General features: G+C 39.4%; 17 protein-coding genes and 3 pseudogenes. 6 read left to right on the top strand and 14 right to left on the bottom strand.

The window, feature by feature from the left end:
- Positions 1 to 196: 196 nt before the first annotated feature.
- From WKK05_RS14445 to WKK05_RS14425, 5 genes and pseudogenes are all read right to left on the bottom strand, one after another.
- The gene (locus WKK05_RS14445; protein WP_341530332.1) at positions 197 to 406 is read right to left on the bottom strand and encodes a hypothetical protein; all 210 of its coding nucleotides are present in this window, start codon (positions 404 to 406) and stop codon (positions 197 to 199) included.
- Between the two features lie 54 nt (positions 407 to 460).
- Positions 461 to 1,648: a hypothetical protein gene (locus WKK05_RS14440; RefSeq protein ID WP_341530331.1), complete on the bottom strand. Its 1,188-nt coding sequence runs from the start codon at positions 1,646 to 1,648 to the stop codon at positions 461 to 463.
- Between the two features lie 118 nt (positions 1,649 to 1,766).
- The gene (locus tag WKK05_RS14435; RefSeq protein ID WP_341530330.1) at positions 1,767 to 1,916 is read right to left on the bottom strand and encodes a hypothetical protein; all 150 of its coding nucleotides are present in this window, start codon (positions 1,914 to 1,916) and stop codon (positions 1,767 to 1,769) included.
- 726 nt (positions 1,917 to 2,642) lie between these two features.
- A pseudogene (locus tag WKK05_RS14430) lies at positions 2,643 to 3,362 on the bottom strand (IS1 family transposase).
- A gap of 420 nt (positions 3,363 to 3,782) precedes the next feature.
- Positions 3,783 to 4,082, bottom strand: a complete 300-nt coding sequence (locus tag WKK05_RS14425; RefSeq protein WP_341530329.1) for a nuclear transport factor 2 family protein — start codon at positions 4,080 to 4,082, stop codon at positions 3,783 to 3,785.
- Positions 4,083 to 4,232: 150 nt separating this feature from the next.
- Between WKK05_RS14425 and WKK05_RS14420 the strand changes: the two genes are divergently transcribed.
- The gene (locus WKK05_RS14420; RefSeq protein ID WP_341530328.1) at positions 4,233 to 4,508 is read left to right on the top strand and encodes an HU family DNA-binding protein; all 276 of its coding nucleotides are present in this window, start codon (positions 4,233 to 4,235) and stop codon (positions 4,506 to 4,508) included.
- 366 nt (positions 4,509 to 4,874) lie between these two features.
- Here the strand turns inward: WKK05_RS14420 and WKK05_RS14415 are convergent, their stop codons facing one another.
- A complete protein-coding gene (locus tag WKK05_RS14415; protein ID WP_341530327.1) occupies positions 4,875 to 6,176 on the bottom strand; it encodes an MFS transporter in 1,302 nt (433 codons plus the stop codon).
- Between the two features lie 528 nt (positions 6,177 to 6,704).
- On the opposite strand from WKK05_RS14415, the gene WKK05_RS14410 reads away from it, so the two are divergent.
- Together WKK05_RS14410 and WKK05_RS14405 are read left to right on the top strand one after the other, a co-directional pair.
- Entirely contained in the window at positions 6,705 to 6,854 is a 150-nt protein-coding gene (locus WKK05_RS14410; RefSeq protein ID WP_341530326.1) for a hypothetical protein, read from the top strand.
- 136 nt (positions 6,855 to 6,990) lie between these two features.
- Positions 6,991 to 8,211 carry an ISL3 family transposase gene (locus WKK05_RS14405; protein WP_341530325.1) on the top strand — a complete coding sequence of 407 codons (1,221 nt, stop codon included), beginning with the start codon at positions 6,991 to 6,993 and terminating at the stop codon, positions 8,209 to 8,211.
- Between the two features lie 70 nt (positions 8,212 to 8,281).
- Here the strand turns inward: WKK05_RS14405 and WKK05_RS14400 are convergent, their stop codons facing one another.
- From WKK05_RS14400 to WKK05_RS14385, 4 genes and pseudogenes are all read right to left on the bottom strand, one after another.
- Positions 8,282 to 8,641 (bottom strand): hypothetical protein, encoded by a 360-nt coding sequence (locus tag WKK05_RS14400; RefSeq protein WP_341530324.1) that lies wholly within the window; start codon positions 8,639 to 8,641, stop codon positions 8,282 to 8,284.
- 119 nt (positions 8,642 to 8,760) lie between these two features.
- Positions 8,761 to 9,519, bottom strand: a pseudogene (locus tag WKK05_RS14395) (ISL3 family transposase).
- A 45-nt stretch (positions 9,520 to 9,564) separates the two neighbouring features.
- Entirely contained in the window at positions 9,565 to 9,987 is a 423-nt protein-coding gene (locus tag WKK05_RS14390; RefSeq protein ID WP_341530323.1) for a transposase family protein, read from the bottom strand.
- A 374-nt stretch (positions 9,988 to 10,361) separates the two neighbouring features.
- Positions 10,362 to 10,652: an HNH endonuclease gene (locus WKK05_RS14385; protein WP_341530322.1), complete on the bottom strand. Its 291-nt coding sequence runs from the start codon at positions 10,650 to 10,652 to the stop codon at positions 10,362 to 10,364.
- Positions 10,653 to 11,064: 412 nt separating this feature from the next.
- Here WKK05_RS14385 and WKK05_RS14380 point away from each other — a divergent pair, with 412 nt between their 5' ends.
- Entirely contained in the window at positions 11,065 to 11,667 is a 603-nt protein-coding gene (locus tag WKK05_RS14380) for a glutathione S-transferase N-terminal domain-containing protein (protein WP_341530321.1), read from the top strand.
- A 136-nt stretch (positions 11,668 to 11,803) separates the two neighbouring features.
- On the opposite strand, the gene WKK05_RS14375 is transcribed toward WKK05_RS14380, so the two are convergent.
- The gene (locus tag WKK05_RS14375; protein WP_341531304.1) at positions 11,804 to 11,941 is read right to left on the bottom strand and encodes a hypothetical protein; all 138 of its coding nucleotides are present in this window, start codon (positions 11,939 to 11,941) and stop codon (positions 11,804 to 11,806) included.
- Here WKK05_RS14375 and WKK05_RS14370 point away from each other — a divergent pair.
- Positions 11,875 to 12,012, top strand: a pseudogene (locus WKK05_RS14370) (HU family DNA-binding protein); the annotation flags it as partial. The gene WKK05_RS14375 and the pseudogene WKK05_RS14370 sit on opposite strands and share 67 nt — an antisense overlap.
- Here the strand turns inward: WKK05_RS14370 and WKK05_RS14365 are convergent.
- From WKK05_RS14365 to WKK05_RS14355, 3 genes are all read right to left on the bottom strand, one after another.
- On the bottom strand, positions 11,990 to 12,178 hold the full coding sequence (locus WKK05_RS14365) for a hypothetical protein (protein ID WP_341530320.1): 189 nt from the start codon (positions 12,176 to 12,178) through the stop codon (positions 11,990 to 11,992). The pseudogene WKK05_RS14370 and the gene WKK05_RS14365 sit on opposite strands and share 23 nt — an antisense overlap.
- 1,014 nt (positions 12,179 to 13,192) lie before the next feature.
- Positions 13,193 to 13,603: a hypothetical protein gene (locus WKK05_RS14360; protein ID WP_341530319.1), complete on the bottom strand. Its 411-nt coding sequence runs from the start codon at positions 13,601 to 13,603 to the stop codon at positions 13,193 to 13,195.
- 438 nt (positions 13,604 to 14,041) lie between these two features.
- Positions 14,042 to 14,869, bottom strand: coding sequence for an IS982 family transposase (locus tag WKK05_RS14355; protein WP_341530318.1), 828 nt, complete (start codon positions 14,867 to 14,869; stop codon positions 14,042 to 14,044).
- A gap of 82 nt (positions 14,870 to 14,951) precedes the next feature.
- On the opposite strand from WKK05_RS14355, the gene WKK05_RS14350 reads away from it, so the two are divergent.
- Positions 14,952 to 15,635: a class I SAM-dependent methyltransferase gene (locus WKK05_RS14350; RefSeq protein ID WP_341530317.1), complete on the top strand. Its 684-nt coding sequence runs from the start codon at positions 14,952 to 14,954 to the stop codon at positions 15,633 to 15,635.
- The last annotated feature ends 94 nt before the right edge of the window (positions 15,636 to 15,729 follow it).

Genomic DNA, 15,729 nt, shown 5'->3' with positions numbered 1-15,729 from the left:
TATTTCCACTTCTGACCGAATGTTAGTAAAGCTTAAAAAAATACCTGGCTCTGCGACTTTGTCTAAAACTTTAGCATAAGTATCGTCACTCCAATACCTTCGCCAAAACAAAAGTATGAAGAGGGTAGTGCTATACACCTGTATAAGAGATAAGATAATTGATATTAAATGCCAAATTGCCAAAATTGCTCAGGGGTTATCTTATCTCATATTCCAACTCTAGAAGATTCAACAATTTTTCTTCCACAGCAGTAAGATAAGGTCGATTCAGTTTCCCCAACGACTGCAACAGACTTTTGACTGTCTCCTCCAGCGAATCAGAATATATTCGCGCAAGGCGATCGCTCAAGGATTGGATCTGTTGACACTCCTGGGGTAGGTAGTTGAAGGACTTCAGGTACTGCAAGCCAACCGTATACTCCTAGGGTGTTGATTTTGTTGAAGAAACCCTCAAAATTTCTCATGCAGTTTCTGTGTCGCTAGTTGAGACAGAAAACAAAATTCTTCTTTTCGAGAGCATGGATTGACCAAAAACTTGAGCCGCCCAGTCTTCAACATCTAAAAAACGGATTGTTTCTAATGCTTTTTTCACAAGAGTAGTTGTCAAATTCATGGTTGATAAACAAATACTCAAAAACATTTGACCTATTTGTTTAAAAGGAGAACGAGAAGAAAATTGCTTGTATTTTCCAAATAGCGATTCCAAAACATCCGTTGTAGCTAATAATGTTTGTCCTGGTTGAATAAAAGAAAGCTCAATTGTTAAATAGCCCAGAATTTTTTGTGCAAACTCTTCGGGATAATTCACAAGCATTGTTAAGTGTTGTTGAATAATACTGAATATTTCTTGGTTTAGCCCACATAGTTTAATTTGAGTTTCTACAAAACGAGTGATTTGAACCATTTGGCTCCAATTTTTTAGGGAATTTTGGTAAGCCGCTAACCATGCAAACTTCTCTTTCAATTTACTGTGAAGAACGTCTGGTTCTATACTTGGTACTAAATAGGTTAAAGTATCTAACGGCGAATTCAATATACGGAAAGCCCAATCTAGAAGTTTTTCTACGTTGAAATAACGGCACTGTGAACGTTGCGATGGAGGGGATAAGAAAGATAATTCCGTCTGTTGCAGTTGTTTTCGGCATTGACTACACTGCTGTATAAAAGACTGATATTTTTCGCAATTTCTTAACTCATGCTTCAGGAATAAAGCCATTGCATGAGTTACATCATATGTATAAATTACATCAGGAAATTGACTTTTATACAGCTTTATTCCTCTTTGAATATCGCTGCCTCTGTCCGCAATTATTTGTTTAGGGCGACCAAATTTTTGAGTGATTTCCGTCAATTTCTGCTCTATGAGTTCGCCTTTGGTTGAACGCATTATCTCCAATGCCAGAACTTGAACATCTTGATGTTGCAATCCTCTTTTTGACGGAAAAACTTCTTCTATTAGCAGTTGTTCAGGAACTCCCAAAACTACTAAACCTTTTTCATTTCCTAGTTCTACCGTTAAATCAACAATAAAAATCCAATCATCTCGGTATTCTTTTTCTCTCGTCAGTTCATACAACCCAATTCTCCCTAACCATTTTCTAACGCTACTAAAGCTAGGCGTAGCTTCAGAGAAAATTTCTTTATACAACTCAAATGTATGAACAACCCCTCTATAACTGCTGCCACATTTGATTACCTGTTGTACTGAAATTTGTATGGTTTCGGCTGAATAATGATGCCCCTTAGCAACTAACTCTCCTTCTGAATCAATCTCTTTTTTTTTCCAAGCCTGTTTCTATGTTTGCTTTTTGTAGTTTTTCTTCAGCATTTTTGGCTCGATTCTTCCAATAATCTCTTGACGCGGATAAATCTCTCACTTTTATTTCTAATGCTCTCAGTTTTTTTTGCTTTTCCAAGGCTCTCTGTTTCCAATTGTCTCGACCCTTGTGAAATAGCCTTGCCAACCGACTACTTGGACTTTTAAACTCTTGCATTTACTCTCAAGTGTTACATAGTTCTTGCATGAGAAACTACCATCCTCAAGCTCTCAAAGTCAACACCCTAGTATACTCCCCATCCCAGGTTTTGACGGTACAGCTGAAGTCATTTACCTGATTAACGATGCCCCAGCAGCCACCCTTGCCTCGGAGTTCCGGGTTGGGGTAAAAGTAGCGGTGCGATGTAGAAGTTGAGTGTTAAAGGATGAAATGAATCCTTACAAAATGAGTGGAGAGCCAACTCTCCCAGTGGCGGACATTACCATCCAACGTATGTCAAGGTCAAAGGTACTGCATCCCCAGACGACCCTAATCTTAAAGATTATTGGCAACACCGTCAGACCCAATACGGTAAATCTTATTGGGAAAAAGGTTCTAAGTTTTACAAAGTAGCCTGTAACTGGCAAAATGTCCACTAATTGTAAAGATTTTGTAAGTGACCTTTAACTCAGTATTTTCATACTTGAATTCTACTCTTTTGATAACTGGCGCTGACGGAAACGCAGATATAGCAATCCTACTCCAGCTAAAACTGTAGCTCCTGTAGTTAGAGGTTCTGGGACTGGAGTTAGTAAGAAAGAGCGGCGTTCACCATTGTCATTAAATGCGTAGCCGATAATCGGCGTTGCTGAATCAAAATATGAATTATGCGATCACCTCAAGCTTGCGGGCGCTATGCGCCCGCAGCGCATCATCACCGTACTGAAGATAATGTATTACTAATCGAATAGAATACCTCAGCATTTTTTCTGATTTGGAGTAACACTCATGTTTTACGATGTAAGCGAGCCAGATAATGTCTTAGACGACTGTTTTCTCCCTCTACTCTCGTCATATAAGTCTTACTAACAATATGGTCTTCATTACTGATAAAAACAGGATAAACAGTATATCCATCAGTAACATAAAAATAAGACTGCCAACATCTTATAATCTGCCACAATATTTTAAAAGTTTCTGAACTCCTATCGCCTAAAACCCAAGATATAATTCCCGCAGTACTATGATTTACGGCTGTCCACAGCCATATTTTGTTTTTTTTTACCGATGAAAGTTTCTAGTTCATCAACTTCTGCAACTTCTGGTATTTCACTTCTATCAGGCGTATCTGTTAAAGCCATCCCAACTTCTTTCACCCAATTTATCACAGTAGTATGATGTACTTTTTTAACTCTTTCTATAGCTCGAAATCCCAAACCGTTAACGTACATCTCTAAGCACTCACGCTTAATATCCTCTGTATATCCTTTCTGATCATAAAACTCAATAAACTGACGTTTGCATTGAACACAGATGTAATGAGAGTTTACCTCTTTGTTGACCATTCTTACGAATGTGAGTTGATGCACACCTTGGACATTGCATAGCGATCGCCCTAATTCATATTTCTATTCTGCAACGCCAAATTCTTAAGACTTAGGATTGTCAAGGATGCCATACAAAGGTTTATGTAACGCACCCAAGTTCCTAACAGCTACCAAATCGGGGAGATGTGCCAAATTCTAGCTAAAGACAACCCAGAACTCAGAGGTAAGGCTGGCTGTTAGGCGATTGTCAAACAAGTGAACGACTTCAGTTGCACTGTAAGACTGTGGGATGGCTAATTGACGGTTGGGTTGCAGTACCTAAAGTCCTACAATTACCTGCCTGCCGAATGCCATCGCATTACACGAGTGTATTCGAGTGAACTGGAGGAATCGGTGCAGAGGTTTTTAGAGTCGCTGGCGAAGCTGAATCGGGCTTATTTGACGGCTTTGGAAGAAAAAGTGTTGAATTTGCTAGAGTTTAAAATAAGAGCTTGGTAACAAATTGATTTATTCTAATGCGGTTATGAACTTGAACAGATTGTGAATCTGAAATTTTGTCAGTGGAACAGCTTATGTCTTCAATTGTCCATTTCTGCTTGATATCTCCGAATGAGCCAAACAGTTGACGTACTCCGTCTGGGCCTGGAGTCAGCCCAGGTAAAGCACCATGAATCTTCCAATTCGGGGCAGTCATAGAGCAAATATCTTCAATCTGATGCTCACTAATCAGGTCAAGCCATCGTTGAGCAATTATTTTGTTGTCCTCAATTTTAGACATCACTACTCCTTTTCTAGCAAACTGAAAAACTGAATAATAATTTAAATAATAGGAGGTACTGATGCAAGAGTTCTTTTATTTGCAGTGAAAAACTGGTGTGTTAAGGTTTTTGTACGCCCAACTTTTAAAAACAACACTTAGAAATAATTTATGAACAAAGGTGAACTAGTGGATGCTGTAGCAGCAAAGGCCAACGTCACAAAAAAGCAAGCTGATGGAATCGTCAGTGCTTTTTTAGAAGTAGTGAGCGAAGCTGTAGCAAATGGGGAGAAGGTAACGCTCGTTGGCTTTGGGTCATTTGAGCGACGCGAACGTGCCGAGCGCGAGGGGCGTAATCCCAAAACCCAAGAGACAATGACTATTCCAGCTACCAAAGTGCCTGCGTTTTCTCCAGGGAAGCTGTTCAAAGAAAAAGTAGCGCCATAGATGCATTAGGTTTACCGCTAGTAATCAATCACTGCTCCTGCTGTAGCCCTTGCTGTTCTCAAGACCGCATAGGGTAACTGTAGGGGGGACGTGGGTGTTGGGTTGCAGATGTTAGACAAGCGCGATCGCTGTGTTTATTTTAAATATCCAATCACTGCTTAGTAATGGTCTAGTACATTGGGGGCATAAGCTAAGAATTTTGACTTTTGAGAAGGTCAGCGGTAGTAGTAGGTTGCCAACCCAAGCAGAAGCTGGGTTATGGCTGGGAAAAGGGATTCATGTTAAAGGGGAAATGGCTAAAAACATTCTTGCCCTTTCCCCTTGTCCAATAAATCACCAAGTTCACTCTCAAGAGCGAATGTATCATCAAGAGATAGTATCGAGTCTTTCTAAAGAAGAGTCATGACGCACTATCAGAGCAAGAATTCCGCCAAATAGCAGTGCTGCTGCCATTACAAGCAGCCCTCCGGTAAAACTATTAGTGGCATCTTTAATTAAGCCGATAACGTAGGGAGCAACAAATCCTCCTAAATTGCCTACAGAGTTAATTAACGCTAAGGAGCCAGCAGCAGCTGTACCACTCAAAAAAGCAGTGGGTAAAGCCCAAAATGGCCCTAAAGCCCCCCAAATTCCCAGTGCTGCCAAGGAAAGGGACGCTAGCGCAGTCACAGGCTGATGAAAGTAAGCACTTAAAACTAGACCAAATGCGCCAATAAAAGCTGGGATAGCTACATGAGCGCGGCGTTCTCCAGTCTGGTCTGAGTGGCTACCAACAAAAACCATTCCAATCGCACCTACAAGATACGGAATAACTGAAAGAAATGCCACCCATAGGTCACTTAATCCAGAAAAACCTTTAATAATTTGTGGCAGCCAGAAACTAATACCATAAAGACCAATTACTAGTGTGAAATAAATCAGGCTCAGTAACCAAACTTTAGGATTGACAAGAGATTGAAGTAAGGTGTAACTCTTGTGCCTAGTTTTGTGTTCGTTTTCTAGCCGTAATCTCTCCTGGAGCCAGGAACGCTCCTCTACTTCCAACCATTGAGCTTGCTCTGGACGTTCGCAGAGATAACTCAGCACTACAAAACCCATAAAGATGGCGGGTAAACCCTCTACTAGAAATAACCACTGCCAACCTGCTAATCCCATAATTCCATGTAGGGTCAGCAGCAGACCAGAAAGGGGCGCTCCTACAATCCCAGCTACCGCAGTTGCTGTCATAAATAAAGCTACGGTTTTAGCGCGTTGAATTGTTGGGAACCAATAAGTGAGGTAAAGAATAATCCCAGGGAAAAAGCCAGCTTCGGCAATTCCTAATAAAAAACGTAATAAGTAAAAGCTCAAAGGACTTTTAACGAACATCATACTTGCGGCAATTACGCCCCAAGTTATGACAATCCGGGCAATCCAAACCCTAGCACCAATTCTTTCTAGGATAAGATTGCTAGGAATTTCAAACAAAAAGTAGCCCAGGAAGAAAATCCCTGAGCCGAAACCATAGATTGTGGAACTAAAGCCCAAATCGTGATTCATTTGCAAGGCGGCAAACCCGACATTAACCCGATCCAAATAAGCAATGATATAAAGCACAAATAACAAGGGAATCAGCCGCCGAGTTACCTTGTTTAATACCTTTGGTTTGAGCGTTTCATCTGATGTCATCTCACTTGTCCAATTTTATTCCTTGCGGTTGCTGTTATTTCAAAGTCAAGCCATGCCTGCGGCGGGCTGTGCCTACACCTTTAACCAGGGTAAGGTTTCGTCTACATTGATTGCTCTACTTCTAAACACAGACTACAGTATCAGATGCAGTTGGTGTGCGATGGCGGAACGCCATCACACTTTTGGGAATTCCCCTATACGTTGCTCTTGTATCAATTGAGATAGTTGCGATTAGGTGCTGGCAATTGAATCACAAGAGAAAAACGTGAATACTTAACCGCATCGGTAGGAGGATAATCTGCCGACACTACAATTAAGCCAACTTTTATATCCTCGATTGTGATAATTGCTATAGCAAAGCAAGTGATGCCCAAGGACGAAAGTTGAGTTTCTTTAATACCTCAATGAGTGGAGAATTTGAGGGAACTGTAACTGAAGCTCAAGAGGAAATCCAAGTAATATTAGTTACATTAATAGAGTGAGATGATGAAGCTCGGTTTGGTGGTATTGTTATTGAAACTATGATAGATGATAATTTGCCTAATTAGTAAGAACGCGATCGCTATCATCCAGAATTTATGCGATCGCAATAATAATCGATTCTCACGAGTAATTAATGACAGTTTAAAGAAGTTGGGTTCTTCCGGTAGTTTTATGCTGTTAATTAAAAATTACTAGATTTTAGCGGCTGTAATTTAGTGTTATTGATACTTAAAACCCTTGTGGTGTGAGCATTTAAGAAATATTAAGCATACTTAAAAAGCCGTGGAAATTTAGTTTAGATTAAAACACGGTAAAGTTTTAGGCAAACGCTATGAAATTTCCTGTAGAACAAATCCTGAACCTTCCCGAAATGCAAGTATTAGATTTTCAAGAACTTGAAGGGGAAGAAATAATTATAACCATAGAAAAAGGAGTGAATTATTCAACTTGTCCTTCCTGTCGACAAATTACTCGCAGCATACATCAAAATCATTGGCGGATGATTCATGATTTACCGTGGAATAAAAAATCAGTACTCTTAAAAATAAATCACCGCCAATTTAAATGTCATAAGTGTAAAAAAGTATTTAGTGAACAACTAGATTTTGTAGATAAAAGTAAAGGATATACTAAAAGATTAGCATCCGACATAGTTCAGCAAGTATTAAATAGTAATATCCATAGTGTTGCCCAGAGAAATGGTTTGAGTGATGAACAAGTAGAATCGATGTTAAATAATCTGGTGTCACAAATACTAACTATTAACTTAAGTCAGGTAAGAAAGTTAGGGATAGATGAGATTGCATTGGTGAAAGGACAAGGAAACTACTTAGCAGTATTAGTGGATTTAGATAGTCATAAACTAATAGAGATAGTGCAGTCGAGAAGAATAGAAGATATCCGTGAAGTTATTGTAATTTGGGGAGTTGATGTACTTAATCAGATCGAAGAAGTGAGTATTGATCTCTGGTCACCTTATAAAAAATTAGTAGAAGATTTAATGCCAAATGCCAACATAACTGCTGACAGGTTTCATGTGATGAAACAAATTACGGATGAATTAGATACTATGCGTAAAAATGAAAAAGAAGCTGCAATGTCGTTAGATGATGAATTAGAAAAAGCCAGAAAGTTAGAAGCATTAAACAAGAGTAAACATAGCTTACTGAAAAATGAAAACTCTTTAAATGAAAAGCAAAAATTGAAATTACAATCTGTGTTAGAAGTTTCGCCTCATCTCGCTAAAATGCACGCACTTAAAGAACAATTTCGCCAGATATTTGACACGACTAAATCTTGGGGAGATAGCATCACGCAATTATTAGATTGGATGTATGATGCTCGTTCATATTTTCCGAAAAGTCTAGGGACAATGGTGAGATGGTTTGGGGAAATAGTTGGTTATTTTGACGGCAGAACTACCAGTGGTACTGTAGAAGGGATTAATAATAAACTCAAGTTAATTAAACGACTTGGATATGGCTTTCGTAACTTCAATAATTTTCGTATACGCAGTTTATTAAACTGGCACTTTAGTATTAATTTTCCATAAAACGGACGCAAGAACCAGAAGTTGCACAGTGATTATATTGCAATGTTAACTACTCCCTTATGTTCTTTTATCAGCTAGAAGTGGGCGTATTTCTTTGCCGTCGTAGCCAAAAAGCCGCCCCCATCAAGCCTATAAGAGCCGAGGTAGTGGCAGTATTTGGCTCTGGAACTGTTTCCTCAAATACCTGGATAGTTCCATTTACTTTCGATGTGCCTGTGGTAGGAATATTTGGGTCTAGACTGATTTGATAAACTTCCTCAAGTGTGAGTGTGCCGACAGCGCCTTTAAATAAACCTTCGCCACTAGTAATAGTAAAAATATTTGTAGCAGTCCCTTTTGAGGAGAGGAAGTCAATTACTCCAGTAGCGTTATTTGTGCCAAACAATTTATTACTGCCTTTACCAAACAACACTACTTCGCCTACTGGCAAGCCTTGTAAGCCAAATGTAACAGCATCTGTGTTAAAACGGAACTCTCCAGTAGCAAAGTCAATTTGGCTGTATGTTAAACCGCTAACTTTTGTGGCTCTCCCAGATTAGATATGATAAATTAGTAGCAGAAATACCAATTGAGTAAAATTCTTCTTCTAAAATTATCAAAGTTAGTTAAACCATAAGCTCTTCTTTTAATCAGCTTAATCTTTTGATTAATTCCTTCAACAACTCCTTGAGTAGTTCGGCTATCAAAATAAGCGAGAATCTCATCTATCCATCTACTTATTGTTCGACAACTTTTCGGGAAGTATTTATAAGCTGTTTCTGTCCATTCTCGGAATTTATATAAGGCTTCATCACTGGTTATTTGACTGTCAAATATATCTCTAAGTCCTTCTTTCATTCAATACATTTTTCCTAGCTCAGGGGCAACTTTCTCCACTGATTCTATCTTCGCCTTTTCCTCGGAGTTAAGGTTTTCTTTTTTCTTTAATAAAGGGTATTTACTATGAGTCAACCCCGCTAATGTACTTTCTCTCTCTTTCTTATTTTTAATTTTTTCTGCTGCTCTTTTTGCTTTCTTTCTCTTTTGATCTAACTCCTCGTTTATTTGTTTCATGACATGGAATCTATCGGCTACTATTTGAGCATTTGGCATCATTTCTTGGATTAAACTTTTATATGGTATCCATAAATCTATGCTAACTTCTTCTATTTGGGTTAAAATCTCTAAACCTAGACTAGATAAGTATTCTGCTATTACTGCTTTATTTCTTTTCTCCAATAATGCTATTGGTTTTTTTGTTTCTAAGTCCACCAGAACTGCCGCATAATTTTTTCCTCCTTTTAACTGGGTGATTTCATCTATCCCCAACTTTTTTAACTTATTAGGTTTTTCTGTGAGTAAATCAACTTCCAGTTATTTTAATACTGTTTCCACCTCAGAGGTTGTCATTCTATTTCTGATGGCTGCACTTTTTACATTAGTTTCTAATACTTCCTTAATTACTTTCATCGCCAGTCTTTTTGTATAAGTTCTTCTGGCTTTGATAAAATCTAACTCTTCACTGAATACTTTCTGACATTTTTGACATTTCAACTGACGACGATTTACTTTTAACAATACTTGATAATCGCTTAGGGGTATATCTCTGACTCTATACCAATGATTTTGATGGATTTTATCGGAGGTATTTCCACAGTGAGGGCATTTAGCAACTTTCAGCTTATTTTCAATTTCTATTACTATTTCATCATCTGTAAGAAAATGGTAATTAATAACCTTGACATCTTCAAGATTAATAACTTTAGTAATGAAATGAAGTAAGGGATTAGATGGCATATTTATTAAAACAAAGGTTTTAATATCAATATTTTTGAATTTTTATATTATTTAATTAGTCTAGAATTCTATTTATAGCTTGGGTTTGCTCTATTAAAAAATCTAAATTATCTAAGATTTATTTAATTATTTATATTATTTTACCATAGTTACTCTGGGAGAGCCATTCTTCATACTGCTCAAATGTAATTCCTGCTCTTTCTAGTTCGGGTTGTGGCAGTAGAGGTTGAGGGTTAGTCATAGTAATGTTTGCAATAACTGATATCACCCTTGCTTACTACTCTAAATTCAAGAGCGTATCTATCATTAGGGTACAAGTCGTGTGATCGCATATTCGCCGGGAGCAACGCGCTTACGCCATCCCACCTTATTTTTTAGCGATGGACTGATACCCGCTTACCTGGGGAAAGCTTTCTTACCCAAACCAAAAATTTCTGCATTTGCGGTTCATTTTTGAGCTTGTCTAAAGTGTCGAGTTCAAGGGCTAGCAGCTTATTATCGAATAAAACATGAATCTGGCGATGGCAGGCAGAACAGATATTTGCTGTTGGGCCAGGGTCTTGTTTTTTGCGTTTGGTATATTGTCGCGGAACCAAATGATGGACAGTCAAAGATTCCATCTCTCTTTGGCAGAGTTCGCATTGCTGTTGTGGATTGTTAGACACCGATGAAATTGACTGACTGTTTTGCTAAAACTCTATTTAATAGGATAGCTATCACTAAACACATTCTGCACGCGATTGCGTAAGTGCTTTTTCAAAAGAGGAAATCAGTGGTATACGATGTCTACTTTTAGGGCTGTGCCTACGCCATTTTTCTAGCTTGAAACTGGAACCCAGAGGCGTAGTTTACCGCCAATTCTTGGAGACGCTCCCCGCGTTTGGCATCGCTTCCCTCGGATCAACCCCTGCACCCCTAATCATATTTAAGAGCTAGTGTCCAAACGGATAAGCGAAGAAAAAAAGTGATCACCTACCTGTTCAGTATTGCTGTTATCTTTCTATCGGCTAATACCCTAATTTCTTAATCAAAGCTACACTATCATCGGAAAATGTCAAGATTTTGGGATAGCAGCAGATGATTGATCTCTACACCTTCACCACGCCCAATGGACGCAAAGCTTCCGTCATGCTGGAAGAAGTCGAATTACCCTACAATGTCCACAAAATTGACATTACTACTCAACAGCAATTTACACCTGAATATATTGCCATCAATCCCAATAGTAAAATTCCCGCCATTGTTGACCAAGAAACTGGGATTAAAGTTTTTGAATCGGGTGCAATTCTAATTTACCTAGCCGAAAAAACAGGTAAACTCTTACCCACTGAACAAAAAAGCCGTTTTCAAGTCCTAGAGTGGCTGATGTTCCAAATGGGAGGAGTCGGGCCAATGTTTGGGCAACTTAACCACTTTAAACGCTTTGCACCCGAAAAACTTCCCTATGCCATCGAACGTTACGAAAAGGAAACTTTACGCATTTATGGTGTTTTAGATAAACAACTGCAAGACAATGAATTTATCTGTGGTAACTATTCTATTGCGGATGTTGCAACTTATCCGTGGGTAGCGATTTATGAATTTCAAGGTTTAACACTCGACAATTACCCAAATCTTAAACGCTGGGTGGAGATAGTGCAGCAACGTCCGGCTGTGCAACGCGGAATGCAAGTCCCTTAAATACAAGACCAGGGATAAGTCAACAAGAGTGATGATGAATGATTAAATAATCCAACCCCTTCTCATTCCCAAGCGCACTCATGCTGCGAAGAGACAAATTGAAAGGGTTTTTATTAGCGATCACTTCAAAAGCTAGTTAATTTGGGTATTCCACCTCAGACTTGCGCGTTTTAGCCAACTCATCTTTGAGCAATTCTTCTTGAAAGCTTTGGCTCATTTGAGCGACGCGAACGTGCCGAGCGCGAGGGGCGTAATCCCAAAACCTAAGAGACAATGACTATTCCAGCTACGAGAGTGCCTGCGTTTTCTGCTGGGAAGCTGTTCAAAGAAAAAGTAGCACCATAGATGAATTATTGCTAGTGGTCAAGCAATCTAATCGCTGCAAAGGCGTAGCGTTCGCCTTTGGCGTTGGCGCAGCCATCGCTCTTATAAAGGCAGCGTGGGGCAACGGCGGGGGAACGTGAGTGTGGAATTGCAGATGTTGCAGAGGCGATCGCTGCACCAATGCCAAAAGCGAATGCGCTTCACTGACAAGATAATGTGATTGTCTTTTGAACTAATACCACAGCTAATTACTTCCTCCATCGGATCTCCCAACAATGGCGAACTACAGAATATGCTTGCTGATGAGCGGTTGCTGATGAAAAGAAACTTGGGGATAGATTAAGGTGTGTAGGTGTAACCCCTAAAAGTGGACATCGCTCTATTAGGCAATGCGTAGGCTAGCGCCTCCCCAATCGCTTCTCCCAAGAATGGCGAAAGCCTTGCTGATGTAGGCTATGGGATTAATACTAAGTCTGCAAAACCTTGGCTGCATCGGATGAACGGGAACGTTAATGCTTAACTAACAAATTTAGCTGTGTTACCCCACACCAATCTATACTCTGATTAACGTGTCACTCAAATCTCTATGAGCTGCGAACATTTAGATAATCTGACTGTGGACACTCTGATTTCTAAAGCAAACTATCCAATGTTCCGCTGTGAAGAGTGTATCCGGATCAACAGTCGCTGGGTGCATCTTCGCATTTGCCAAAGTTGCGGCAAGATGCTGTGCTGTGATTCTTCTGAACATTAACACGCACGGCAGCATTATGAGGAAACTGGACATTCAGTGATTAGCTCGGCGGAGTTAGGAGAACAGTGGTTATGGTGTTTTTTGGATGAACAGGTAAAGAACTATTAAACTAAGGCGGTGCGCCTTCCCTGTGTTCGTTCATTTTTGAGACGGTGGCAAGCCACAACTTGATTTAAAGAGGAGCTTCCTCAACGAGTACTCGTTAATCCGAGCTTGCTATCTAGCGCCATCAATATCTGGTAGGCGGCTTTGACGCGAGCCAGGATGGGATAGTTCTTGTTCGCCATCATCATGATGCCGATGCCCTTGACTGGAACAAAGGCAACATAGTAAAAACTGCTATAACGGCGAACAGTCCGCTACTTACCTACCACAATTTCATCTACTGTTAGGGATTGAAACGGAGTTGCAGATACTGACCTTTTGTCTTTACAAGTTTAGAGTTAATCAATTCCCAAAACCTTTAGCAGATTTTTTCTTTTTTGTCGGCTCTATTGTCATTAACTCTGCTGTAAAACCTCTAGAATTTTGCAACATTAATTTATGAATTCGCTGATGTTGGTAAGCCTGAACTTCAGAAGCTAAGGGATGATTATGGTCAATTTTTAGATGAGTAATAGAAGAAACGTATTTTTCTTGATTTTCGGGACTGTTTGGCTCTTTTAGCCCGCACATAATCCCGCCTTCATCTCCTGAATAACCCACGAAATCAATTTCAAATTCTCTGTCTGGATTGGCAGGTTCTCCTTTTTGTTTTAACGTTTTAAAAAACTGTTTGCCAGCCTTGACTTTAATTGGTAGACTTTGTTTTAATTTTTCAGTCAGTGCTTTTGCTGCATTGTAATCATCAATCCTCATCTGTCTTTCTCCTTGGGCGATTGCACCTACCAAAAGTAGAGTAACATTTGCTTAATTCAAGTCTTACCTGGAGTAAATATCAGTTTACAAAAAAGCTGTCCCGTGCTGTGCTGAAATATTTGGGGGAACTGAAGCGGCCGTATTTAACAAATGTTGAACAAAAGCTATTAAGTTTGATAGAGCTTGAATGTGAGATGAAAGGCTAACGATGACACTGACGAAATATGGAACCTTATGCACGGAAGTATATGATATTACCAAGCCTATCGGTGGACAATACCCTGATGTTCCATATTAACCCAAGTTGCGGGTAATAGAATATAAATGAGGATATGGGAAGTGTAGGCAAAGTAAATAAGCAGTTGTACGAGCTACAACCACTATAAAAGCGCAATCAGGAATGTTCAGTTTAGTTGAATACAAAGTTACATTTGCAACTTAGTCAATAAAAGCTCGTCGCAGAGTGTAGGCAAAAATAAAAGCTTGCACTTTCAGTAAAAACCCTTCATATGTTACTGCATGAATCGATTTTTGGAAACAACTAGTAATCCCGCTGAATACGGTTTCAATGTAATGACGAATAGACTGTTTAATGTATTGATTCCACGGTGTATCTTGGCGTTTAGAATTACTTTTTCTCATGACTTGCATCGAGATTTGACTAGTTTCAATCAAGTCATCTTCCACAGTGTAATCAAGATAGGCAGAATCGGCATAAACTTGGCTCCCAGGCAGTAAATTCAAGGGCAAAGCACTCAATCCCCGTATATCTGTTGCGCTAGCTGGCATGAACACAAATTCAACAGGAATACCTGTTTTGGTAGCTAATAACTGTACTCTCACACCATAAAAATAACGTTTCTTGGATGCGATATAACCCCGATATTCTTCCGATTGAATTAACTTCGCATTAAAGATCCGAATGTTATCGCATATTGGTACGATCAACGAGTCTAAAAGATATTCCGTATTTTCACTAATTTCTTTCAGGGCTGTTCCTATTTGATGAAATAAATCGTTAATTAACATCGAGACATTATGCAATCTCCGATTAAATCGTGATTTTTCTAACATTCCGGGTATCAAGTTATGCTCTTTCATATAGCTGCAAGCCTGACTCTGATTACCACTAAAGAACATCGCCGCGATTATTGCCGTTGTGATAATTTCTGCATCACTCATTTGGCAACGAATATCTTCCTTATGTCCAATCATCTTCAAGAGGTCATCTATGACAGAATATATAGTAACTATTTCATTTAACATTTCTCCCTCCTCATTGTCTGTCTGGAGGGATTTTCTTGTTTATGTACCCCTATGTCATCTCTCTTGGAGAGTAACTAGCAACTTGAATTATTACATAAAATATCTTGACAAAATTGGTGGCAGAACTCTGGAAGTCATGGTGGGTACGGGACGACTACTCATCCCACTGTTAGAAGCAGGTCTTAACGTTGAAGGCATTGATGCTTCACCAGATATGCTTGCTTGTTGCCGCAAACATTGTTTAGAAAGAGATTTGGAGCCTGTCATTTACCAAGGTGAGGTAGAGAATCTGGACTTGCCTGGAAAGTACAATGCAATAGTCGTGACCTTTGGCTCGTTCATGTTGTTGTCACGCTCTGCTGCTATTGCGGCATTGCAAGCCTTTGCACGACACCTGGAACCACAGGGGCGTATTTTTATTGATTTGGAACTTCCGATTGAAGATTTCAAAGCCCAGAACATTGTTAAGCAACGGGAGCCAATTGAGTGTGCTGACGGCTCAATCATCCTCATGCAATCTTCTTCTAGTATTGACTGGTTAGAACAACTAAACTTGACGCTCATTCGCTATGAAAAGTGGTTAAATGGTAACCTCATAGCTACTGAACTTCAACGTCTGCCACTGCATTGGTTTGGCAGGGATGAATTTATATCGTGCTTACAAGAGAATGGTTATAAAGACATCACTTTGTGTGCTAACTATACCCCAGATTTACAGCCTAATTCTTACAAAGATACTCTATGTTTTTCAGCATTAATGCCATAGACAACTATATGTAATTACTATGGTTAGAACGGCTTCAGTTGCACCGTGAGAACTTGGAATGGTGAATGCACTGTTGGGGTGAAGCATCTGCTTA

The organism is Nostoc sp. UHCC 0302 (assembly GCF_038096175.1).
In the GTDB taxonomy this organism is placed as follows: Bacteria; Cyanobacteriota; Cyanobacteriia; order Cyanobacteriales; family Nostocaceae; genus UHCC-0302.
Note: the sequence above shows the minus strand (reverse complement) of the source record. Positions and strands in the feature narration are given on the sequence as shown.

Bases quoted from the DNA above. Each gene is read 5' to 3' on its own strand.
- WKK05_RS14420 (WP_341530328.1), top strand. From the start codon at position 4,233: ATGAACAAAGGTGAACTAGTGGATGCTGTAGCAGCAAAGGCCAACGTC.
- WKK05_RS14355 (WP_341530318.1), bottom strand. From the start codon at position 14,869: ATGTTAAATGAAATAGTTACTATATATTCTGTCATAGATGACCTCTTG.
- WKK05_RS14415 (WP_341530327.1), bottom strand. From the start codon at position 6,176: ATGACATCAGATGAAACGCTCAAACCAAAGGTATTAAACAAGGTAACT.
- WKK05_RS14405 (WP_341530325.1), top strand. From the start codon at position 6,991: ATGAAATTTCCTGTAGAACAAATCCTGAACCTTCCCGAAATGCAAGTA.
- WKK05_RS14425 (WP_341530329.1), bottom strand. From the start codon at position 4,082: ATGTCTAAAATTGAGGACAACAAAATAATTGCTCAACGATGGCTTGAC.
- WKK05_RS14360 (WP_341530319.1), bottom strand. From the start codon at position 13,603: ATGAGGATTGATGATTACAATGCAGCAAAAGCACTGACTGAAAAATTA.
- WKK05_RS14380 (WP_341530321.1), top strand. From the start codon at position 11,065: ATGATTGATCTCTACACCTTCACCACGCCCAATGGACGCAAAGCTTCC.
- WKK05_RS14410 (WP_341530326.1), top strand. From the start codon at position 6,705: ATGATAATTTGCCTAATTAGTAAGAACGCGATCGCTATCATCCAGAAT.
- WKK05_RS14390 (WP_341530323.1), bottom strand. From the start codon at position 9,987: ATGCCATCTAATCCCTTACTTCATTTCATTACTAAAGTTATTAATCTT.